This window comes from Aminiphilus sp. (genome assembly GCF_029975095.1).
In the GTDB taxonomy this organism is placed as follows: Bacteria; Synergistota; Synergistia; order Synergistales; family Aminiphilaceae; genus Aminiphilus.
Genome location: NZ_JARKPW010000198.1, coordinates 1 through 21,328 on the forward strand (window position 1 = coordinate 1; position 21,328 = coordinate 21,328).

Consider the following 21,328-nt stretch of genomic DNA (forward strand, 5'->3'; position numbering starts at 1 on the left):
CAGCACGTTTCTCTTTTTTCGGCAGCCTCTCCAACAGCCGCAACGGCTTCCGAAGGGGCGTTCCGGAGACATCCACATGCACGGAAGCACACACGCGCCCGCCCCGGGTGGCTTCGGCCTCCTCGCCTCGCTTCATCCCGAAAAAACGGACTGCAACGCCCCGCTCACCCGGCCCGCTACGTCCTTGAGCTTTGCGACAAGCGCTTCCTCCTGCCCTTCGAAACTGGTCACCAGCCCGGCGAGCCCGAGCTGCGCCACGAATTCCCCCCTGCCATCGACAAGAGGCACACTGATGTCCCCGGCGTGCTCCATCCACTCTTCCCTGCTGTAGGCATAACCCCGCCTTCGGATCTCCGCAAGCTGCCGCCGCAACGCGTTTCCGTCCACATCCTCGGGAAGCCCCGAGGCGAAAATGCGCTCCCGAAGATCGTTCCGGCAGAAAGCGAGCAGCACCTTGCCCGTGGCTCCCACGTGGACCGGAACGCCCATGCCCCTGTGCGCCACGTATTTCACCGCGGTTCCCTTCGGCTCCACGTGGTGAATGCAGAGCCCAGTCATTCCTTCCAGCACGCTCATCACCGCAGTCTTGCCCGTCTCGCGGACGAGTCGCTCCATCTCCGGCCCGGCGATCCGGATCAGCTCGCCGTGAAACAGATCGCCCCGGTACAACAGAAAGAAGTGCACCCCCGGACGAAAACGCTCCGACGACGCGTCCCGCGTCACCCATCCCACCTTCTCCAACGAGAGGAGCAACCTATGGAGCGTGCTCCGGGGAATTCCCGCTCGGCTCTCGATTTCCCGCAGGCTGAAGGTTCTTCCGGAGAGGCAGAGAAGTTCCATGACGGCGACGATTTTTTCCACGGCACTTTGTCGCTGTTCCTTCTCCTCCTCGCGCATCTCCTTCGGCCTCCTTTTTCAAAAATGGGACACATTGTCCCGTATTTTTGTTTTTCAGCCTACCGAACGGAGGGTGATCTGTCAAGAGAGGCAACTGCCTTTCGGAGAGGAAAGTTTCACGTCTCTTTCGCAAAAATTGAGGAATTTCCGAAAAACTCCGCGCCGATGTCGCCGTTGTGCCCTTGAAGCAGGGTATTTTCCCCTTGTCGTCCTGCTCGCGTACAGGCGGCAATGCGAAACAGGGAAAGCCGCTGCAGCGGCTTTCCCTGTGGGATTCCGATGATTTTTCAGAGAGAAACGCGTAGGCGTTTTGTCGCGGAAACCCGGGGCGCGTGCGCGCCACCGATGTTGCCGCAAGCACCGCACGGTTACGGAACCAGCGTGACCCTGCCGTCCAAAGCGGCGCCTTTCAATGCGTCGATGCCGCCCTGGGTGCGAATGTCGGCGATGATCTCGTTGCGGTAGATCAGCCCCGTGTCTCTCTTGGGCAGGGAACCGATGTCGAATCCCGTCACCTCGGCGGTGATGTCGGGAATTTTCTTTCCGTTCCAGCAACTATCTCCGCCGCCGTTTCCGATATAGCTGTTGAACACCACCGTGAACACCCGGTCGAGCTGCTCCTCGATGGGCTTGCCGTGGAGCGTGATGTTCTCCGCAACGGTCTCCCCCGCATCCTTTCCCAGGCGGATCGTGTAGCGGAGCGCTCCGGAGAAATGGAGAAATCCTCTTCCCACGTAGGTGTTCTTCAGATCCATGCCCGCCGCCTCGTCGGGTCGGATGATGCGCTTGGCGTTGTTGACCACCATGTCCTGAATCTGGGCTCCCGTCATCTCCCCCACCTGGAGCGTGTCCGCGAAGGGCATCACCGCATACCAGTCACTGTAGGCGAGGGACCCCTTGTCCACTCCGGCGATGACGCCCGAGGCGTTGATCAGCGCCAGGTCCACGGGCTTTTCCGAGAACGTGACCGCACGCCGCACGATGGCCTCGTTCATGAAATTGGCCAGGGCGCATTCTCCGGTATAGCGCTCCACGAGAGTTCGGTCCGCATCAAGGCCGTCCGCGGTCACCGCGCCGAGGGGCTCGTTCATCTTCTCCGACAGCAGCGCGAAAAGGGGATCCACGGTGCTCTTCTCGAACGTCTCGTCGTAGTCCCCGTCGTGCTCGAACCTGCCGTAGTCGGGATTGTCCGCAGCGACGCGGTCATCGCGCTTTTTCAGAGGAATGAGAAATGCCTCCACGTTTGCAAGGTGCATCGCATCACCCGAGCGCACCAGATCGAGACGACTCCTGCCGAGAAACTGTCCTCGCTGGCCGCCCTGCAGAATGGGCACGTCTCCCTCGCGCACCTCCAGCCCCTTTTCGTTCAGCACGGAGTGGCTGTGGGCCCCCACCACCAGCACCGGTTTGGACGTGAGTTCCCGAGCCTTGCGGGCAAGAAAACGGTCGCTCTCGTCGCCGTAGATGGCGGGCTCGTCCTCGTATCCCACGTGGGTCAGGAGGATCACCACATCACAGAGGGGCTCCAGGGCGGGCAGGAGATGCTGCAGCGCTTCGAGCGGAGGCGAGACGAAAAAGCCCGGATCCTCGGGTTGTTTCGGAGAGTTCGTGGTGGTAAGGCCGACGATTCCCACCCGATATCCCCGCACCACGCCGAGAAGGACGCGGTGGATCTGTCCGGGCCGAAGAACAGCCGAGCCGTGGAGATTCGCCGACAGGACGGGAAAACGGGCGTCCTGGGCGATGCCTTTGGCGAGGATCTCCGTTCCCTTGTCCAGGTCGTGATTTCCGATCACCGTGGCATCCAGGTCCGCCGCACTGTAGGCCCGATAGACAGGATCGACCTTGAACTCCGCCCCGTTGCCCCCGGCAGTTCGTCGAAGGGTGTTCCCGTGTGGTCGTCGCCGGCGGAGAGAAAGAGCACCGCCTCGTCGGCACCCTTCGCCGCCCTGGCCTCGCGTACCTGGTGCACCATCTGCGCGAGAAAGTGCGTATTTCCCCGCGTTTTGTGCGGAACGGTGATGTGGTGGTGCAGATCATTGAAGTGAAACACCGTGAGAACCAGTCTTTCCCCCTCGCCACGGAAGGCGGCGAGCACCTCCGGAATCGGCCCCGACACCCTCTCCGCAGGTGAGAGCGTGTCGCCGTCCACCACGTACACCTCGTCGAACCCTTTTCCGGACGTTCCGGAAAACGGCGAGAGGACCAGCTCGCCGCACCACCCCGCAGCGGCGAGAACAAAGACGAGGAGCGCACTTCCCAGAAACACCGCCGGAGACACCGACGCAGCGACACCGCGCCGGAAACGTCGCCATGCCTTGAACAACCCGTACATCACGATTCCATCGACCTCCCGTAGGATGAAGTTGCCGTTCCCCGCAAGCGTACCCTCTCCCCGTTACGGAATCATGACCCTTGTGCAACGCTTTCGTGCTCCCTCGCAAGGACGTCGGCAACCTCCCGCCCGGCAGTGTCCCTCCCTGGCCCCGCATCCTCCGATGCGGTATAGTGATACCCGGACACGGTTTTCCTTTCCGCACGACTTTTGCCCGTCTTTGTGCTCCGCTGCAGGAGCTGCAAAAAAGGAGGTCGAACATCACCATGGAAACGAGATCGTTCAAGGATATCGACGGAGCCGTCTCGCTGCTCGGCTTCGGACTGATGCGCCTGCCCACTCGGTCGTCGGACAAAAAGGACATCGATCTCGCAACGGGACGCCGGATGGTCGACACGGCCATAGCCGCAGGCGTGAACTACTTCGACACCGCCTGGGTGTACCATGAGGGAGCGAGCGAATCCTTCGCCGGAGAAGTGTTGTCCGGACATCCCCGGGGCAGCTATCACCTGGCCACAAAAATGCCCCCGTGGGTGCTTTCGTCAAAGGAGGATCTGGAGCGGATTTTCACCGAACAGCTGCGAAAATGCCGCGTGGAGCACTTCGATTTCTACCTACTCCACAACATCGGAGGAAAAACCTACGACGCCGTTCTCGAATACGACGTCTACGAGTTCCTGCGGAAGAAAAAAGAGGCGGGCTACATCCGTTATCTGGGGTTCTCCGTACACGACACCACCGCTCATGTCGCGAGGATCGTCAACGAAGGGGAGTGGGATTTCGGTCAGTTGCAGGTGAATTACCTGGACTGGGAGGACCTCGACGCAAAAGGCCAGTACACCCTCCTCGCCGAGCGGGGCATTCCCGTGGTGGTGATGGAACCCCTCCGGGGCGGCGCGCTCGCGGACCTTCCGGAGGCGGCGGCGAAGATATTGCGACGGGCCGACCCGGAGGCGAGCCAGGCATCGTGGGCGCTGCGCTACGCCGCCTCCCTTCCGGGAGTGCTGACGGTTCTGAGCGGAATGAGCACCCTCGGGCAGGTGGAGGACAATCTGAGGACGATGACGCACTTCCGCCCCCTGTCGGAGACGGAGCGAGCCCTTCTCGCCGAGGTCGCGACGAGCTACCGCTCCTCCGGAACCGTCCCCTGCACCGGCTGCCGCTACTGTATGGACTGTCCCACCGGAGTGGACATCCCGAGGGTGTTTTCGCTGTACAACCACTACCGCAAAGTCCGCTCGTCGAACCCGGGCCTTGCGGAGATCGTGCTCAGTAATACCTACTACCGCGCCTTGAACAAACGGGAACGGGCGGAAAGCTGCATCGCCTGCGGGAAATGCGTTCCCCTCTGCCCCCAGGGAATCGACATCCCCAAAGCCATGAAGGAGATCGCGGACCTCAAAAACGGGTGAGGTACGGAAGAAAAACACCGGAGGCGCAGGCCCCCCTGCACGAGGACACGAGACACCCTCCTTCGGGGGGGCCCTCCCGTGATAGTGACGAGAGCAAGACAGCCTCTATTCCATCCCCGTTTGGCGGGCGTAGGCTTTGAGCCGTTCCTCTGTCTCCATCCATTCCGCCGCTATTGCAGGCTTTTTATTTTTTTGACAAAGGCAAAAGGATGGATTATGCTGATAAAATCAGTGACAACAAAGCTTCACCGGATGCTGAAACTCTACTCTGTATATACGCGGAACGACATGGCAGATACACACAATAGCCCGAGGGGGAATAAGGGTGTCTTTGTGTCGAAGGGAAGGAGGGAAATGGCGTGAAGACGACGGGCAGGACGCTGAAAACCGGGACGGAGGTACGTGTCGTAAAATGGGGGAACAGCCTTGCCATCAGAATTCCGCAGTCTCTGGCAAAACAGACGAAACTCGGAGAGGGTTCCCGGGTCGAGCTGCTGGCCACCACCGAAGGGTTTCGCGTGAAGAAACGCCCCGAACACCCCACGCTCGAAGAGTTGCTTGCTCGGGTGACCGACGCAAACCGGCACGAATCTGTCGATTGGGGCTTCCCTGTGGGCAACGAAATCTGGTGAGGCACGGCGAATGACGGACATGGGGGCAAACTCATGGGTTCCGGATGCCGGAGATGTGGTGTTCGTGAATTTCAACCCGGTCATCGGCCACGAACAGGCGGGAGAACGCCCGGCGATCGTTCTGACGCCGAAGAGCGCGAACCGCATACTGAACCTCTGTACGGTCGTTCCGGTAACGAAACAGGCAAAAGGCTACCCCTTCGAGGTACTCCTGGACACGATGTCGGGAAGCGTAACGGGGGTTGTTCTCTGCGATCAGATCAAGACCATCGACTGGGAAAACCGATCGGCCAGGCTAGCCGGAAGAACAACCCCGGAAACACTGGAAGCAATCAGAGCACTCGTCAAGGCCCTGCTCGTTCTTTAGTTTTCAGCTTCGCGACACCACACGATCCGGCCCGAATCCAGCCGAGACAGGATCAGCGCAGTTCCCGCGTGGTGTGAAAGACGATCCGGGGCCACTTCTCCGCCACGAGGCGCAGTTGCCAGTTGCCCTCGGCAAGAAAAGCCAGATTCCCCTCTCCATCCATGGCCAGATCATTCCGATTGGCCTTCTCGAACTCCTCCAGAATCTTCCTGTCGTCGCAGGTCACCCACCGGGCGGTCATGTAGTTCACCGGCTCGTAGTCCGCCTCCACGCCGTACTCCGCCTTCAGGCGCGCCATGGTCACGTCGAACTGCAACGCTCCCACGGCCCCGAGGATGTAGTCGTTCCGCTCCAGAGGGCGAAAAAGCTGCACCGCCCCTTCTTCGGTAAGCTGCTGCAGCCCCTTCTGGAGCTGCTTCGCCTTCAACGGCGACTGGAGGCGCACCCTTCGGAAGTGCTCCGGCGCAAAGCTCGGAATACCCGTGAATTTGAGGGGTTCTTTTTCGGTGAAGGTATCGCCGATCTTGATGGTGCCGTGGTTGTGGATGCCGATGATGTCGCCGGGCCACGCTTCCTCCGCCAGCTCCCGCTCCTGCGCCATGAAGATGACCGGGTTCGCCACGGTCACGTCCTTGCCGAGACGGTGATGGCGCATGCGCATCCCCCGCTGGAAGCGCCCCGAGCACACCCGCAGAAAGGCCAGCCGGTCTCTGTGCGAGGGATCCATGTTGGCCTGGATCTTGAAGACGAAACCCGAGAATGCCTCCTCGTCCGGAGCGACGGTGCGCGTGACGGCAGGCCGCGGCAGGGGGGACGGCGCGATCTCCACGAAGGTGTCGAGCAGTTCCTTCACGCCGAAGTTGTTGATGGCGCTGCCGAAGAAGACCGGCGTCTGGTTCGCCTTCAGGTAATGCTCCATCTCGAAGGGGTTCGCCGCCCCCTCCAGCAAAGCGAGATCCTCGCGCAGCTCATCGGCCTGGCGCCCCAGCGCCTCGTCGAGAGCGGGATCATTCACGTCCCGGATGACCCGCGCCTTCTCCACACGGTCGCTTCCGGGCGTGAAGAGATTCAGCTCCCTGCCGTAGAGGTTGTAGGTGCCCTTGAAGAGCTTTCCCCGGCCGATGGGCCACGAGAGAGGCGCGCACTCGAGCTGGAGCTTCTCCTCGATGTCCCCCAGGATGTCCAGGGGGGCCATGCCCTCGCGGTCGAGCTTGTTGACGAAAGTGATGATGGGGGTGTTGCGCATCCGGCACACCTCCATGAGCTTGCGCGTCTGGCTTTCCACGCCCTTCACGCTGTCGATCACCATGACGACGCTGTCCACGGCGGTAAGCACCCGGTAGGTGTCCTCGGAAAAATCCTCGTGTCCCGGAGTGTCGAGCAGGTTGATCTCGTACCCGCGGTACTCGAACTTCATCACCGAGCTGGTCACGGAGATGCCGCGCTCCTGCTCGATCTGCATCCAATCGCTGACGGCGTGACGTCCCGCCTTGCGGGCCTTCACCGCTCCAGCCATCGTGATGGCTCCTCCGAAAAGCAGCAGTTTTTCCGTGAGGGTCGTCTTTCCCGCGTCGGGATGGCTGATGATGGCAAAGGTCCGGCGGCGCTCGATCTCCTTCCGGAGAGTTGTTTCCTTGGTGGGGGTTTCGAAACAGGTTGACATGGTTCGTGCATTTCTCCTTCTTGCCGAGGGTGCGGCACACAAAAGCCGGGGATGCCCCCGGCTCTTTTCTCGGGCACTATTGTACGCTTTTATGGGAAAAATCAAAAGAGGGGAATGGAAAACGGCACGGCGGCGATGGCACGTGCAGGAAACGGCTTCGGCGTAACGGCATTTCACTACGGAACCATGAGCATTACGGTTCCGCCCGCTTCGTCGCTCGTGAACACACGACAGGGCAGTACACTTGAAGACTTTAGGCCTGGCGTTCCCGATGACATGCGGTAACGCCAGGCAAAGGAAAACATTCGCGGCGGAGCTGAACCCGGGACAGAACGACGTGCAGAACAGCACCACAACGCCCGCAGAAGCAAAGGGCATCAAAAAGGCGCAACGGTTCACCAAGACGAAGAATCGACGCGGAAAGAGAAGTTCGATCCAAAGAACAATGCCTTCCGGATCCTTCAGAGAGGCTCTTCCGGGCTGACATCGAACGGGTAGAATAAACCACATGAGCAGGAGCACTATGGTAGAATAAACAAAAAAGAGCCTCCCCTCCACACATGACACTCCAGCAAGGAGGATCTTCGAAACGTGAAAACAATACTCGATCTTGTCACTGATTCTCGAACAACATACCTAAAAACGTTGAAAAATAGAGTTTTTGCCTTGAAATCATCCGGTAAATACGGTGATACAATTAACATCGCCGATGTGGATAATCGATCGAGCTGTTCCATCGCCATGGCGTGGACAAATCTGTTGCCGGGCAAGGCACTGGGAAAACCGAAGTCCTCCCAGACAAGAGGCAACGTGTTTACCGATGTGTGCTTGGGATTCCTCAAAGAAACCCTTCCGCTCATGAAAGATTTTCGACCGGGGACATGGGAGTGGGAAACGGAGGCCGATATTTCCAGGTTCGACCAATACAGCCATCTCGGTTTATTGAGGCGGATCACTGACGAAAATCCCAACCTGAAGACGATCTTCGGTGAAGAATACTTCATTCGCCCGGACATCGTCATCGCCAGACACCCTCTTACGGAAAGGGAGTACGGCCGCCGACAGGCCGAAAGCCCCGTCGCCGTTCATGCACCCCTTCTTGAAGGTGCTTGCGGCGGCGGGGCGGCGATTCTCCATGCGAGCATCTCCTGCAAGCTCACCATCCGTTCCGACCGAGCACAGAACACGCGAACCGAGGCACTGAATCTGATGCGGAACAGAAAGGGCAACACGCCGCACATCGTGGCACTCACTGCGGAGCCTCTTCCGTCACGAATCGCCTCTCTGGCCCTCGGCATGGGAGACATCGACTGCGTCTACCACGCAGCTCTCCACGAACTACAGACCGCCGTGACCTCGTTGGCGAATGAAGACCAGATGGATATTTTGGAAACACTCATTTCCGGACGACGTTTGCGTGATATCAGTGATTTGCCCTTCGATCTGGCGGTGTGAAAGGATTTTCCCATGGGAATTCTTTTGAAACGAACGGAACACGTCCCCGTTTTCGTAGATCTTTTCGCCGGCGCCGGAGGCTTTTCTCTCGGCTTCCGACTCGCCGGAGCACGACCGGTCTTCGCCGTGGAATCGGACAAGGCCGCCGCCGAAACGTATCAGGCCAATTTCCCCGAAGCGACCCTTTTTACGGGAGACATCCGAGATCTCCGCCCCTTTCCGTCTCTCTCCCCCGACATCATCGTGGGAGGTCCTCCATGCCAGGGGTTTTCTCCCCTCGGAAAAATGAGTACCCGACAAAACCGACAGGATGCGCACATCCTTATGAACGCCCTGTGTTTCGAATTTCACCGAGCGCTTTTTGAGATGCGCCCGCACGCCTTTGTGATGGAGAATGTTCCACCCTTTCTTAAATCCGAAGAGTTTCGTCTCTTCGTGGAGAAAACTGAACGATTGGGCTATTCCATCGCGTGGGGAACGCTCGAAGCGGAGGAATTCGGAGTTCCCCAAAAACGGCGCCGAGGCGTGACCATAGGCGTTCGGAACGGCTGGGCGTGTCTGCCTCAGCCTCCGGGAGAACACCGAACGGTCCGAGACGCTTTGGGCGATCTTCCCCTCGTTCCCACGGGCGAATCGCTGCACGTGGGACGAAATCCCACACCGGAATCCATAGAAAGATACCGTACCATTCCTCCCGGAGGAAACCGCTTCGATCTCATGCGCACCCGCCCTGATCTGTGCCCGCGCTGCTGGCTCGACAAACCATCGGGAAGTACGGACGTGTTCGGCCGCCTGGAATGGGACAAACCGGCGCTCACGATCCGGACGGAGTTCTTCAAACCGGAAAAAGGGAGGTACCTCCATCCCGAGGCGGACCGTCCCATCACTCACCGCGAAGCCGCGAGATTGCAGACCTTTCCGGATTCTTTCCTCTTTTGCGGCAGCAAAGTCGAGATCGCCAGGCAGATCGGCAATGCCGTACCGGTTCGCATGGCTTACCACGTGGCGCGCCATGTCTTACGACTGATCGGTCTGGGGCAAAAGCATCCCGGAAATTCCACACCCCCTCCGGCGACGGACACCGAAACCGGCGTACGTGTACCCCAAAACGTTCGATCCGCGTGATCACCGCCCGGCTCTCCACTCTGCGACAGTCATGACGGACTGTTTTTCTTCCGAGGAGCGACACCGCATCATGTCTCGGATCAAAGGCAAAAATACGGAACCGGAGCGTCGTGTCCGCTCCTTTCTCCACGAAAAAGGATTCCGTTTTCGCCTGCATCGCTCCGATCTGCCGGGAAGTCCCGACATCGTTCTTCCAAGATATCGGCTCGCCGTTTTCGTGCACGGCTGTTTCTGGCACCGTCATCGAACGTGCTCCCGCGGAACATCGACACCACAAAACAATCGGGAATTCTGGCTCAGGAAATTCCAGAAGAACGTGAGCAGGGATCTGGAAAAGGAAAGGGCGTTGCGCTCCCTGGGATGGAAAGTCCTCGTACTCTGGGAATGCGAAATCAGGAGCGGCGCTTATGCAAAAGCGCTGCTCTCGGAACTTCGTGACACGCAGGTGCATCAACAAGATCCTTGCACCGATTCCGGTCGCCGCGTCGCCTCTTCGAAGACGTCACGACATTTTCCGGAGCCGAGCGAAGCATCGTAGCACTTGTGGACACCCGCGCTCCCCGGGCGCTGAAAACGAGCCGATTCTTCACCATCGCCATGCGACGCGACAGGGAACGGCGAGGGGGGCCATCGAGCGCTTCCATAATCGCCGGAGGTATCGGGTGCGACTCGACACCCTCTCATTCGCCGTCTGCGAGAAGCGTCTTGTCGAGAACGACGACCCCGCGGCGTGCGGTCGATGTTTTTTCGCCGCTGCAATACGAATGGTCCCGCCGAGGAGTATAGGATTTCAGCCTTGCTGGCGCGGCAAGCGGTCCGGCCTTCAGGATCCGCTTCGACCAACGGAAATGGTACAATATGATTCTCGGCACACACTTCAAGTATATGGAGCACCTGCATGCGGGGAATACACCTGTCTTTTGCGGAACGCAACTTCTATCTTTGGGCGGAAGAACCGCGTCGGGAGACGGTGCCTCCTCTTCCCCCTCTTCCAAAACATCTTTTCGAAGCGGGACTTTTTTCCTCCTCCCGAAACACACCCCTTCTACGCGGAACAGCCTGGCTTCCTTCTTCGGGAAATACTCCCCTTCCTTCGTCCCCGCTTTTGGGAGAGGAACCGGACCGAAGAAAAAAGATCGTCCTGGCGTCTCACCCGATATTCGTTCTTCCTCTCACCACGGAGGAGATTTGCGAGCTTTTTGGAAAAGAAGATTTTACTCCGCTTTCGGGAAGTCGCCTTCTTCCGGGGAATTCGCTCTTCTGGGGAACTCGGCTTTTTCGGCTTGCGGAAAACCTTTTGGCCCGGGAAAGCTACCTGCCCTCCCTGGTACAGGGAGAGGATTCCTCTTGGGAAGCCCGGTGGATTCCCGTGCTTTCGGAGGATTTCGAAAAGGAGCTGGAACGGCTTGCGGGTACTTTCCCAGGGGTACTGCGCTGCCTGACTCTTCGGGGAAAGGAACCGCCCCGAACTTCTCCCAGGCAATCGGCCCTGGAGATGCTTCAGGTCCTCTTGGACCGGATCATTCGAGCTCGCCTCCAAAAAAGACGGTCCAAGGAGGTCCGGACAAAACCCTCCAACCTCCACGACGCTTGGATTGAAGCACTTCAAGTCCCTTCTCCCAGGATACCATGGGAAAAAGAAGAGGAACTTCGGGAGTTTTCCAAGACTCTCGCCTCTTGGAGTCGCCCCGCCCGACTTCACAGTGCATCTCCCTTTCGTTTCTGTTTGCGCCTGGAAGAGCCTCCCGTCGGAGAAAATCTCTGGGAAGTGCGCTATCTCCTGCAGTCCAAAGCGGACCCTAGCCTTCTCTTCCCTCTTGAAAATCTTTGGAGTCACAAGGCGCATTTTCCGCTTTCCGCAGACGCCTTCGGAGGAGTTCCACGGGAGTTCGCGCTTGCTGCTCTGGAACAGGGAGCCCGAATCTCTCCTCGCATCGAGGGGAGTCTGAAGGGGAAAAATCTCCGGGGCTTCTCTCTGGATGCTTCGGGAGCCCTGCATTTCCTCAAGGAAGAGGCCCCGGTGCTTCAAGCTTCTGGATTCACCCTCCAACTCCCCTCTTGGTGGGTGCGTCGTAAGGCTTTCAAGCGAGTGAGCCTTACCGCTAAGGTCTCCAATGCTTCCTCGGAGAACGACAGCTTGACGTTGGACGCTCTTCTGAGTTTCCGATATGCACTTTCTTTAGGAGGTGAGGAACTTACGCCGGAGGAAATGCAACTGCTGGCGGAACTGAAAACACCTTTGGTTCGCTTTCGGGGAGAGTGGATCGAGACGAGCCCGGAACACCTCCGAAAGGCCCTGGATCTTCTTGGAAAACAGGATTTTCGGGAGATCCTGGCTTCGGAGATTCTGGCCTCCGCCTTGGCAGGCGAGGGAATCGGAGAAACGGAAGAATTTCCGGTGGAACGGGTGGAGGTGGAAGGATGGTTCGCCGAAGTGCTGGAAGATCTCCGGCAGAAAAAACCCTCGGTTCCAGAGGAGCTTCCCCGGCGATTCCGGGGTACTCTCCGGCACTACCAGGTGGAGGGCTTCACCTGGCTCGCCGCACTCCGCCGCTGGGGTCTGGGGGCCTGTCTGGCGGATGACATGGGGCTGGGAAAGACCGTACAGACGCTGGCACATCTCCAGAGGGAACGGGAGAAAGGCGAGACAAGGCCGGCCCTCCTGATCTGCCCCACCTCGGTGGTGACCAACTGGCGCAAGGAAGCGGAGCGTTTCACTCCCGACCTTCCGGTGTTGGTACATCACGGCTCCTCCCGGCAGCAAAAAAAGGACTTTGTCAACACTGTGCGGAATCAGGGGTTGGTGATATCCACCTTCGGACTACTGCAGCGGGATCTTCCCTTTTTTCAGGAAGTCTTCTGGGGAAGCCTGATCCTTGACGAGGCTCAGAACATCAAAAATCCGGAAACCAAGCAATCCAAAGCGGCTCGGAACATTTCCGCGGAACACCGCATAGCTCTTACAGGAACTCCCGTGGAAAATCATCCACTGGATCTCTGGAGTCTGATGGATTTTCTTAATCCCGGCCTTTTGGGAAATCAGAATTTCTTCAGAAAGACATTCCAGAAACCCCGGGAACGTTTCCAACGGGAGGCGGCACTCGCGAAGCTCCGGAACATGACATCTCCCTTTCTTTTGCGGCGCCTCAAGACGGACAAAAACATCATACGGGATCTTCCGGAAAAGATCGTCACCAAGGAATACTGCTCCCTTACCAAGGAACAGGCATCTCTTTACCAGGCGGTGCTGGAGGATTTAAAAGAAGGCCTCGCCACCGGAGTGAACGCGGGACGCCAGGGACTGGTGCTGGCCACCCTGACCAAACTCAAACAGATCTGCAACCATCCCGCCCTGTTCCTGGGAGACGGCTCTTCTCTGGCGGAGGGCCGGTCCGGCAAAATGCGGCGCTTGGTAGATCTTTTGGAGGAATTTCAGGAAACCCGGGAACATTGCCTGATCTTCACCCAATATAGGGAAATGGGGGAAATGCTCCAGAAGTGGCTGCAACATCATTTCGCTCAGGAGGTTTTTCTGCTGCACGGAGGAGTGCCTCGAAAAAGGCGGGACGAAATGGTGGAGGTCTTTCAACACGCTCCGGAAGCTCCAAAAATCTTTCTTCTTTCCCTCAAGGCGGGAGGTACCGGACTTACGCTCACACGGGCAAACCACGTGATCCACTACGACCGGTGGTGGAATCCGGCGGTAGAAAACCAGGCCACGGACCGCGCCTTCCGGATAGGCCAGAAGAAAAACGTACAGGTGCACACCTTCGTGGTATCCGGAACGCTAGAAGAGCGTATCGACCAGCTTCTGGAAAACAAACGGGATCTGGCGGAAAAAATCGTGGGAGGCGACAACCTCTGGATCGGCAATCTTTCGGATCGGGAACTCCAGGAACTGCTGCGTCTGGATCCCGAAGCGCTGGAGGCGTAAAAACCATGGCCGAACGAAAAAGCTCTTTTATGGCCTACGAACCCTCCACTCCACGGAAAGTGGATGGAGGCATCAGAGCGTTAAGCCGAAGGGGAAGTTTCGCCTCCTCTTGGTGGGGAAAGGAATGGATTCGGATTCTCGAGTCCTCCCACATCGGAGCACGTCTCTCTCGGGGCAAGAGTTACGCCCGAAATGGGCAGGTAACGGAACTCACCATCCGCTCCGGCACGGTGACCGCTAAAGTCCAGGGATCTCGGGCGGGAAAGTATTCCGTTCTTCTGGAATGCCGTACTCTTTCGGCGGACCAAAAAAGGAAACTTCTCGCGGCCCTGGAGGAACAACCCTTTCTCGCGGCGCGACTTCTGAAGAAGGACCCTCCTCGGGAGATGGAGAACCTCTTCAATCATGCGGGACTTCCGCTCTTTCCCTCCCCGGAAAAAGACCTCGAAACAACGTGTTCTTGTCCGGACTGGTCAAATCCATGCAAGCATATCGCCGCGGTATTCTACCTCATGGCAGAAGCTTTTGAGATGGACCCCTTCCTTCTTCTCACTCTTCGAGGGTTGGCACGGGAAGATCTTTTCGGCCTTTCCGAAAAAGAGGACGTTGCGGAAAGCTCCTCCTTTTCTCCAGAACCCCTTCCTCTGGAACGGGAACTCTTTTGGGGGACAACACATCGTCCTCCTATGGAGGAAAAACTCCCCTCCTCGGCATCTCATGGTACTCTTCCACGCAGGTTGGGGCCTCTTCCTCTTTGGCGCTCTCTCCGACCCTTTCTCCCCCTTATGGAAGAATTCTATCGCCTCGCAGCGGAGGAAGAAGAGCCTTTCTGCTAGACGATGTTTGCCGCATAGCCGTGTGTTCACATTTGGCAGGCAAGATCAGTTTTCGTGCTATCATCAGGCGGCACGACAATCCACCTCAATAAGGAGTTGTTGTTTCATGTCGAAGAAACGTGCAGTGGAGAGTGTGGCACCTCGGGGAGGTGCATACAAAACGATCTAGTGTATACGCCTCCCAAAAGGGATTCTCAAAAACTTTTGGAGGTTATGACAATGAAAAAAGAATTGGAAAACATCGGTCTCGACCGGAGGTTTCTCGCCGAGGCCTCGTTGTATCCGGATTTGTATGTCGGGCGCGTCATCTCGCAATACAAGGATCTCTACAAGGCAATGACGGAGAACGGCGACGTGGCGGCGGAGATTTCCGGAAAGGTCCGCTTCGACGCCGAAACTCTTTCGGACTATCCGGCGGTGGGCGATTTCGTCATGCTGGATCGGAACGAGAATAGCGGCGGCAACGCGATCATCCGCCACGTCCTGACGAGGAAAAGCGCCTTCATCCGAAGGGCTGCGGGGACGGCGAAGGGCGAGCAGGTCGTCGCCGCGAACATCGACACGGTCTTTTGCTGCATGTCGCTGAACAACGATTACAACCTCCGGCGGATGGAGCGGTATCTCGGCGTGGCCTGGGACAGCGGGGCCGTGCCGGTCATCGTGCTCACCAAGGCCGATCTGTGCGACGACCTTCCCCAAAAGCTGGAAGAACTCGACGCGGTGGCATGCGGGGTTGACGTGCTCGTCACGTCGAGCCTGACCGAGGACGGTTGCGCCTCCGTCCGGAAGTACCTGGGCAGAGGCCGGACCGTCGCCCTTCTCGGCTCGTCCGGCGTGGGCAAATCCACCCTGATCAACAGGCTCCTCGGCCACGATGCTCTGAAAACACGAGGATTACGGAACGACGACAGAGGCCGGCACGCCACGACCAGGCGGGATCTTTACATCCTTCCGGACGGCGGGGCCGTCATCGACACGCCGGGAATGAGAGAACTCGGCATCGAAAGCGCCGATTTCGCGAAAGCCTTCGCCGACATCGACGCCCTCGCGGCGCAGTGCAAATTCCACGACTGCACGCACACCGGGGAACCACACTGCGCGGTACAGCAGGCAATCAGCGACGGCCTGCTCTCTGCGAAACGGTTCTCGAATTACCAGAAACTGAAGAAGGAAGCCCGATACGAAGGACTGAATTCACGGCAGATCGAGGCGGAGAAGATCGCCACCATGTTCGCGGAAGTGGGCGGCATCAAAAACGCACGACGATTCGCCAAGGAGAACAACCGGCGTAAGCGGGGAATGTAATCCAACGTCAAGAGCCGTGCGGGTCGTCGCAGCATGAAGGCGGCCCGCACGTTCCTTTTTGGCACATGCACCGCTGAGGAAAAGCGCGTGCGTCGGTCGCGCTTTCAGCGCAACGACAGGGTTACTTCTTCACCGCCAGAGTCACCCCGTCACCTATAGGGAGGACAGTGCTTTCCACATCCCCGAGAGCGACCACTGCCCTGTTGAATTCCTCTATGGGCGCAATCAGATGATGCCATTTGGATTCCAGCTCGATCACAGGAAACAGTGTGTCCTCCGCGATGAGAACACCTCCGGGGCGCAGAAGCCGCAGGCAGTCGGCGAGCAACGGAGCATAGAGTCTCTTGTCCACATCGAGAAAAACAAGGTCGAACTCCCCGGACAGTTGAGGAAGGATCTCCCGGGCATCTCCCTGCAGAAGCTCGATGCTGTCCGATACGCCGCTCCGCTCAAAGTTGAGACGGGCCTGTCGGGCCACCTGTTCATCGTATTCGACCGTCACGATCCGGCCCTGGTAGGCCTTGACCGCCTGCGCCATCGAGACTGTCGAATAGCCGATGCTCGTGCCGATTTCAAGAACGCATTTCGCACGCAGCAGATGCAGCATAACCCCGAGAAACCTCGCCACATCGTCATCCACAGTGGGAATGTACTCTTTGAGTTCCGTCTCCCGGGCATACTGCCACTGTGTCAAGTTGGTTCTGGCGGCATAGAGATTGGTGATATAGGTGTTCACTTCATCGAAGGTCACGACCATGCACTCCCTTTTTTCTTTTTTTATGATTCAAAGACTGGACAGAGCGCATGCATTTTACGCATGAATATCGCCGCAGTCAATCGAAATCACCCTGAACACTCTCCCGTGCGGACGAAATCGAACACAGGGCACGCTCACAACCTCGCCGCACGGACCTTCCCGGCACGTTTCATGGCTCGTGTCGATACATGAGCCGTCCATACCCCAACAAGGTCGGTGTCAGAGAACCGGTCAGGCGCCCAGCACCCGGGACCATTCGTCGGGCCACTGGTCCAGCCGCCTGACGAAATACAGTTCCAGCCCGTCTTCCTCGTCAAGCTGTGATCCGCACTCCACGAAACCCATTGAATGCGCCATCGCCAACGACGGCTCGTTGGAGGGGGATATCGAGAGAACGAAACACTTCTGACCATGCTGCGTGAAGGCCCATTTCATGAGTGCCAGAGCCGCCTCTTTTGCAAAGCCACGCCTCCGGAAACGGGGATCGATCTCGTACCCAAGCTCGACCCCGTCCGGCGCCACCGAGGCAAGATCCGGGGGGCCCGGCCGGGAGTGAAAGCCGATACGTCCGCACATGGTCTGCGACTCCCGCACGACCACTGCGCGCAGCAGCCAGGGCAAAAGGCTCGGATCGTCGCGAAGCTGCTCGACCCGCCTGACAAGGGCGCTGCGTCTCAGGAGAATATCCGCAGGAATCAGAAAACCGCCGATATGGGCAGCGTTGTGAAAGTTGCCGTCAAGCAACGCCTGGAGAACAGTCGCATCCATGGAAACGAGCTCCAGGCGCTCGGATTGAAGAGATGTGCTCATCTGTGGGACCTCCCGAAACAGACTTCATTGGCAACGTAACGTGACCTGTTCTGTTCTCGTCAATCGAAAACACCTTCGCCACTATACTCGAAAAGGAGCCTCCCTTCGTCCTGTTCCGCAAGAGTAAGGCCGGAGGTGGGCCGGAAAAAAGAGATCTTTGTCTACACCATCGTGAACAACGGATTCTTCGAGGGGGAGCAGAACCATATCGCCATCGACATTGTGAAAAACTGGTGCGCCCGGTGCGGACTTCACTTCGGCCAGGGCATGGGACAGGGCACGGGCGAGATGGTCGGTTCCCTGAAAAAGGTCCCCCTCGGCCGCGGACTGCTGAAGAACACCTCTCGGGCGCTGCAGGAAATCACCGAAAACATCCTCTCCCGACGCAGCGCCCCACCCCTGTTCGTCCGCCCCAATTTTCCCCGCTTCGTTTGGTACTTTATGGGAACACATTCCGGCTGGAACATGAGGGCAAGAAAAAACGGCCTCACGAGGAAGGATCTGCTGAAACGTCCTTCGGAGGCCGATCGACACTGAAAGCGCACTGAAATAACGGGGAACACCCGCCCGATCCAGTCACGGTCAACCGCAAAGACGACATCCACTGCCGCTTGGTTTCAGACCCACCTGTCGCCACATGTCAGGGGAACAACCGGAATCATGCAGCCTTTCCGTCACCAAAACCAACCCGCCGCCGGAAGCGCGGTGCTTTCTCCATCCCGGGGAGTTGGACCACGACCAGCGTCCGGTTGCATTCCTCCGTGGAGACAATCCCCGGGATGGAGAGAAAAACGATGAAATGTTACGCCGTGCGTTCCTGCGACAGGATGTTCCGGAACACGCCGGAGCCGTCGGGGCGGGCGGGGAGCACCGCGTCGAGCAGTTCGAGAAAGGCTGGGTGGGAAAAGTCCCGAAGGGGCTTCTCCGGGGAGGTCCGCTCGACGATGTGCCCGTCCGCGAGGATGGCCACGGAGTCGCACATGTCCGCCACGAGGCGGAGGTCGTGGGAAACGAAGAGAAAGGTGGTTCCGGAATTGTCCCGCAGGCGCCGGAGCAGGTTGAGCACCTGCACCTGGATGAGCATATCCAGATTGCTCACGGCCTCGTCGAGAATGATCACCCGGGGCCTGGGCGCCAGGGCGCGGGCGATGCAGAGGCGCTGAAGTTCGCCGCCGCTGAACTGGCTGGGGAATTTGTCCAGATCGGCCTCGGAGAGGCCGACGCCCTCAAGGAGGGCCGCCACCCGGCAGCGACGCTCCGCCGCGGAAAGGGGCTCGAAGTTGTCCAGCGGCTCCGCCACGATGTCTACGGCGCGGAAGCGGGGGTTGACGGCGCCGAGGGAGTTCTGAAAGACCACCTGCACGTCCCTTCGGAAGCGCCGGAAGTGCTCCTTTCCGGAGGTGAAGATGTCCTTCCCTTTGTAGAGGATCTGCCCCTCGTCGGGGCGTTCCAGGCCGAGGAGAAGGCGCCCGAGGGTGCTCTTGCCGGAACCGCTCCGCCCCACGAGACCGAGACTTTTGCCCTCTTCGAGGGCGATGCTCACGTCCTCAAGGACCCGCACCTCGCTGCGCTTGCCGAAGAGGCCGCCGCGACGGTAGCGCTTCGCCACCTGCCGCGCTTCGAGAAGATTCATCGGAGGCGCACCTCCTCGGGAACGGGACCGGGCGTCGCCGCGGCAAGGCAAGGCTCCGGGGAGACGGTTCCGACCCCGACCGCCTCATCGCCGAAGGAAAGCCCGTAAAGGCTCAGATGGGCCTGGAGCAATGCCCGGGTATAGGCATGGCGGGGCGCCGCGAAGAGCGTCGCCACCTCACCCTGCTCCACCACCTCGCCCTTGTGCATGACCACCACGAAGTCCGCCATGCGGGCCACCACGCCGATGTCGTGCGTTACGAGGAGAACGCCCATGCCGTGGCGGCGCCGGGTCTCGTCGAGCAGGGTGAGAATCCGCGCCTGGGACACCACGTCCAGATCGGTGGTGGGCTCGTCCGCCAGAAGCAGCCGGATCTCCGAGAGGAGCGCAAGGGCCACCATGACGCGCTGCAGCATGCCTCCGCTCAGTTGAAACGGATAGGCGTCGAGAATGTCGTCGGGGCTGTCGAATCCCACCTCGGCGAGGCTGCGTCGCGCCCGGGCCAGGTCGCTCTCGGGCATCACCTCCGGAGAGAGGCGCCCGGGGTTTCCTCCGTGGGCGGCGAGGGATTCCAGAAAATGGCTCTTTACCGTGCAAATAGGATCGAAGCAGCTCATGGGATTCTGGAGGATCATGGCGGCCTTGCCGCCCCGAAGGGCCTGGAGGTGTTCCGGGGACAGGTCGTTCACCCGCTCCCCGTCGATGGTGATGGTTCCGCCGGTCCGCCGCACCGCCTCGGGAAGCAGGCCGAGGATGGCGAGGCACGTCAGCGACTTGCCGCAGCCGCTCTCACCCACAAGACAGGTGACACGCCCCCGGGGCACGGAGAAGGAGACGTTCCGCACCACCTTCCGAGGTCGCCCCCGCAGAATTTCCAGTTCGAGGGACTCCACCGCGAGCACCGCGTCTCCTTTCACTTCCCCCACCCCCCTGTTTCTCCCACGGGATCGAGGGCGTCCCGAAGGCCGTCCCCGAGCAGATTGAAGGCCATGACGGTGACGAAGATGGCGAGCCCCGGATAGAAGAGGAGCTGGGGCTGGGTCCAGATGTACTGCCGGGCGTCGTTGATCATGACACCCCATTCCGCCGTGGGAGGCTGCACGCCCAGGCCGAGAAAGGAGAGTCCCGACACGTGGAGCATCATGTGACCGATGTCCAGGGTGGCGAGCACCAGGATCTGGGGAAGCACGCCGGGAAGGATGTGCCGCATCACAAGGCGGAACTGTCCCGTTCCCGCCACACGGGCGGCGAGGACGTGCTCCCGGGTCTTGAGGCTCAGCACGAGCCCCCGGATGATGCGGGCGTACCAGGCCCAGTGGGTGCAGACGATGGCGAGGATCACGTTGGTCATGCCCGCGCCCAGGATGCCGATGAGGAACATGGCGAGAATGAAGGTGGGAAAGGTGAGAAAGGTGTCGCAGAGGCGCATGAGGAAGGCGTCCACCATGCCCCCGGCGTATCCCGCCACGCTGCCCACGGAGAGGCTCAGGAGAAGGATGGCCGCGACGATCACCGCCACGGAGCCCAGGGAGGCCCGGGCGCCGTGGAGCAGCCGGGCGAGTACGTCCCGCCCCAGGTGATCCGTGCCGAGAAGATGTTCCCGGCTGGGAGCCTGGAGCTTCTGCGACAAATCAATATCGTCGGGGTCCCAGGACGAGAGGAGCGGCGCAAAGAGGGCCACCAAAAGCACCGCGCAGGCCGCGACGAACGCGAGACGCGTGGTCCGGCCCGAGAGAAGGGTCCGCAGGAGCGTCATGGCTGCTCCTCCCCGCCGAAGCGGATGCGCGGGTCGAGCCATGCGTAGAGCACGTCCACGCCGAGATTGCAGAGGACGAAGATGCCCGTCATGAGGAGCAGGAAGCACTGCAGCACCGGATAGTCCCGGTTGAAGATGGACGTCACGGCATAGCGCCCCACGCCGGGCCAGGCGAAGACGTTCTCCACCACCACGGAACCGCCGAAGAGCTCACCCAGGTGCATGCCCACGGCGGTGACGATGGGGATGAGGGAATTACGGAAAATGTGGCGCCCCACCACGCGCCGTTCGGGCACGCCCCGGGCTCTGGCGTAGAGGACGAAGCGGTGGTGGAGATTTTCCAGCACGCTCGCCCGGAAGAAGCGGATGTTGATGGAGATGGACATGAGAGAGAGGGTGATCGCCGGAAGG

21 protein-coding genes are annotated in these 21,328 nt (G+C 59.5%); 10 read left to right on the forward strand and 11 right to left on the reverse strand.

Going from position 1 to position 21,328, the window contains the following annotated elements; translation table 11 throughout:
* Nucleotides 1-132: 132 nt before the first annotated feature.
* The 3 genes from Q1K49_RS12680 to Q1K49_RS12690 form a co-directional block, all read right to left on the reverse strand.
* Nucleotides 133-897 carry an IclR family transcriptional regulator gene (locus Q1K49_RS12680; RefSeq protein ID WP_300526372.1) on the reverse strand — a complete coding sequence of 255 codons (765 nt, stop codon included), beginning with the start codon at nt 895-897 and terminating at the stop codon, nt 133-135.
* 368 nt (nt 898-1,265) lie between these two features.
* Complete coding sequence (locus tag Q1K49_RS12685; protein WP_300526373.1) at nt 1,266-2,693, reverse strand: 5'-nucleotidase C-terminal domain-containing protein; 1,428 nt, start codon at nt 2,691-2,693, stop codon at nt 1,266-1,268.
* Nucleotides 2,690-3,235, reverse strand: coding sequence for a hypothetical protein (locus tag Q1K49_RS12690; RefSeq protein ID WP_300526374.1), 546 nt, complete (start codon nt 3,233-3,235; stop codon nt 2,690-2,692). The genes Q1K49_RS12685 and Q1K49_RS12690 overlap by 4 nt, the downstream gene beginning before the upstream one ends.
* A 263-nt stretch (nt 3,236-3,498) precedes the next feature.
* On the opposite strand from Q1K49_RS12690, the gene Q1K49_RS12695 reads away from it, so the two are divergent.
* The 3 genes from Q1K49_RS12695 to mazF all read left to right on the forward strand — a co-directional run bounded on the left by Q1K49_RS12695 (nt 3,499) and on the right by mazF (nt 5,643).
* Entirely contained in the window at nt 3,499-4,644 is a 1,146-nt protein-coding gene (locus Q1K49_RS12695; protein ID WP_300526375.1) for an aldo/keto reductase, read from the forward strand.
* A gap of 359 nt (nt 4,645-5,003) precedes the next feature.
* Nucleotides 5,004-5,276: an AbrB/MazE/SpoVT family DNA-binding domain-containing protein gene (locus Q1K49_RS12700; protein WP_300526376.1), complete on the forward strand. Its 273-nt coding sequence runs from the start codon at nt 5,004-5,006 to the stop codon at nt 5,274-5,276.
* A 10-nt stretch (nt 5,277-5,286) separates the two neighbouring features.
* Nucleotides 5,287-5,643 (forward strand): endoribonuclease MazF, encoded by a 357-nt coding sequence (mazF, locus tag Q1K49_RS12705; RefSeq protein WP_300526377.1) that lies wholly within the window; start codon nt 5,287-5,289, stop codon nt 5,641-5,643.
* A gap of 52 nt (nt 5,644-5,695) precedes the next feature.
* Here mazF and Q1K49_RS12710 read toward each other — a convergent pair whose 3' ends face one another.
* The gene (locus Q1K49_RS12710; RefSeq protein ID WP_213692235.1) at nt 5,696-7,306 is read right to left on the reverse strand and encodes a peptide chain release factor 3; all 1,611 of its coding nucleotides are present in this window, start codon (nt 7,304-7,306) and stop codon (nt 5,696-5,698) included.
* 591 nt (nt 7,307-7,897) lie between these two features.
* Between Q1K49_RS12710 and Q1K49_RS12715 the strand changes: the two genes are divergently transcribed.
* From Q1K49_RS12715 to Q1K49_RS14935, 3 genes are read left to right on the forward strand one after another with little or no spacing between them, the layout of a single operon-like run.
* Nucleotides 7,898-8,761 carry an NgoMIV family type II restriction endonuclease gene (locus tag Q1K49_RS12715; RefSeq protein WP_300526378.1) on the forward strand — a complete coding sequence of 288 codons (864 nt, stop codon included), beginning with the start codon at nt 7,898-7,900 and terminating at the stop codon, nt 8,759-8,761.
* 12 nt (nt 8,762-8,773) lie between these two features.
* Nucleotides 8,774-9,886 carry a DNA cytosine methyltransferase gene (locus Q1K49_RS12720; RefSeq protein WP_300526379.1) on the forward strand — a complete coding sequence of 371 codons (1,113 nt, stop codon included), beginning with the start codon at nt 8,774-8,776 and terminating at the stop codon, nt 9,884-9,886.
* A 31-nt stretch (nt 9,887-9,917) separates the two neighbouring features.
* Entirely contained in the window at nt 9,918-10,424 is a 507-nt protein-coding gene (locus Q1K49_RS14935) for a very short patch repair endonuclease (protein ID WP_366146073.1), read from the forward strand.
* Between the two features lie 507 nt (nt 10,425-10,931).
* Here the strand turns inward: Q1K49_RS14935 and Q1K49_RS12725 are convergent.
* Nucleotides 10,932-11,936 carry a hypothetical protein gene (locus Q1K49_RS12725; protein ID WP_300526390.1) on the reverse strand — a complete coding sequence of 335 codons (1,005 nt, stop codon included), beginning with the start codon at nt 11,934-11,936 and terminating at the stop codon, nt 10,932-10,934.
* Here Q1K49_RS12725 and Q1K49_RS12730 point away from each other — a divergent pair.
* The 3 genes from Q1K49_RS12730 (at nt 11,907) to rsgA (ending at nt 15,961) form a co-directional block, all read left to right on the forward strand.
* The gene (locus Q1K49_RS12730) at nt 11,907-13,820 is read left to right on the forward strand and encodes a DEAD/DEAH box helicase (RefSeq protein WP_300526380.1); all 1,914 of its coding nucleotides are present in this window, start codon (nt 11,907-11,909) and stop codon (nt 13,818-13,820) included. The genes Q1K49_RS12725 and Q1K49_RS12730 overlap by 30 nt on opposite strands.
* 5 nt (nt 13,821-13,825) lie before the next feature.
* On the forward strand, nt 13,826-14,656 hold the full coding sequence (locus Q1K49_RS12735; protein WP_300526381.1) for an SWIM zinc finger family protein: 831 nt from the start codon (nt 13,826-13,828) through the stop codon (nt 14,654-14,656).
* Between the two features lie 219 nt (nt 14,657-14,875).
* On the forward strand, nt 14,876-15,961 hold the full coding sequence (gene rsgA / locus Q1K49_RS12740; protein WP_300526382.1) for a ribosome small subunit-dependent GTPase A: 1,086 nt from the start codon (nt 14,876-14,878) through the stop codon (nt 15,959-15,961).
* 121 nt (nt 15,962-16,082) lie between these two features.
* Here rsgA and Q1K49_RS12745 read toward each other — a convergent pair whose 3' ends face one another.
* Nucleotides 16,083-16,712, reverse strand: a complete 630-nt coding sequence (locus Q1K49_RS12745; protein ID WP_300526383.1) for an O-methyltransferase — start codon at nt 16,710-16,712, stop codon at nt 16,083-16,085.
* Between the two features lie 237 nt (nt 16,713-16,949).
* Nucleotides 16,950-17,528 carry a GNAT family protein gene (locus tag Q1K49_RS12750; RefSeq protein WP_300526384.1) on the reverse strand — a complete coding sequence of 193 codons (579 nt, stop codon included), beginning with the start codon at nt 17,526-17,528 and terminating at the stop codon, nt 16,950-16,952.
* 135 nt (nt 17,529-17,663) lie between these two features.
* On the opposite strand from Q1K49_RS12750, the gene Q1K49_RS12755 reads away from it, so the two are divergent.
* Complete coding sequence (locus tag Q1K49_RS12755; protein WP_300526385.1) at nt 17,664-18,065, forward strand: hypothetical protein; 402 nt, start codon at nt 17,664-17,666, stop codon at nt 18,063-18,065.
* Nucleotides 18,066-18,330: 265 nt separating this feature from the next.
* On the opposite strand, the gene Q1K49_RS12760 is transcribed toward Q1K49_RS12755, so the two are convergent.
* From Q1K49_RS12760 to Q1K49_RS12775, 4 genes are all read right to left on the reverse strand, one after another.
* Nucleotides 18,331-19,161 (reverse strand): ATP-binding cassette domain-containing protein, encoded by an 831-nt coding sequence (locus Q1K49_RS12760; RefSeq protein ID WP_300526386.1) that lies wholly within the window; start codon nt 19,159-19,161, stop codon nt 18,331-18,333.
* Nucleotides 19,158-20,087, reverse strand: coding sequence for an ABC transporter ATP-binding protein (locus Q1K49_RS12765; protein WP_300526387.1), 930 nt, complete (start codon nt 20,085-20,087; stop codon nt 19,158-19,160). The genes Q1K49_RS12760 and Q1K49_RS12765 overlap by 4 nt, the downstream gene beginning before the upstream one ends.
* The gene (gene nikC / locus Q1K49_RS12770) at nt 20,075-20,917 is read right to left on the reverse strand and encodes a nickel ABC transporter permease subunit NikC (RefSeq protein WP_300526388.1); all 843 of its coding nucleotides are present in this window, start codon (nt 20,915-20,917) and stop codon (nt 20,075-20,077) included. The genes Q1K49_RS12765 and nikC overlap by 13 nt, the downstream gene beginning before the upstream one ends.
* On the reverse strand, nt 20,914-21,328 hold a 415-nt coding region (locus Q1K49_RS12775), incomplete at its 5' end, for an ABC transporter permease subunit (RefSeq protein ID WP_300526389.1). The genes nikC and Q1K49_RS12775, both read right to left, overlap by 4 nt.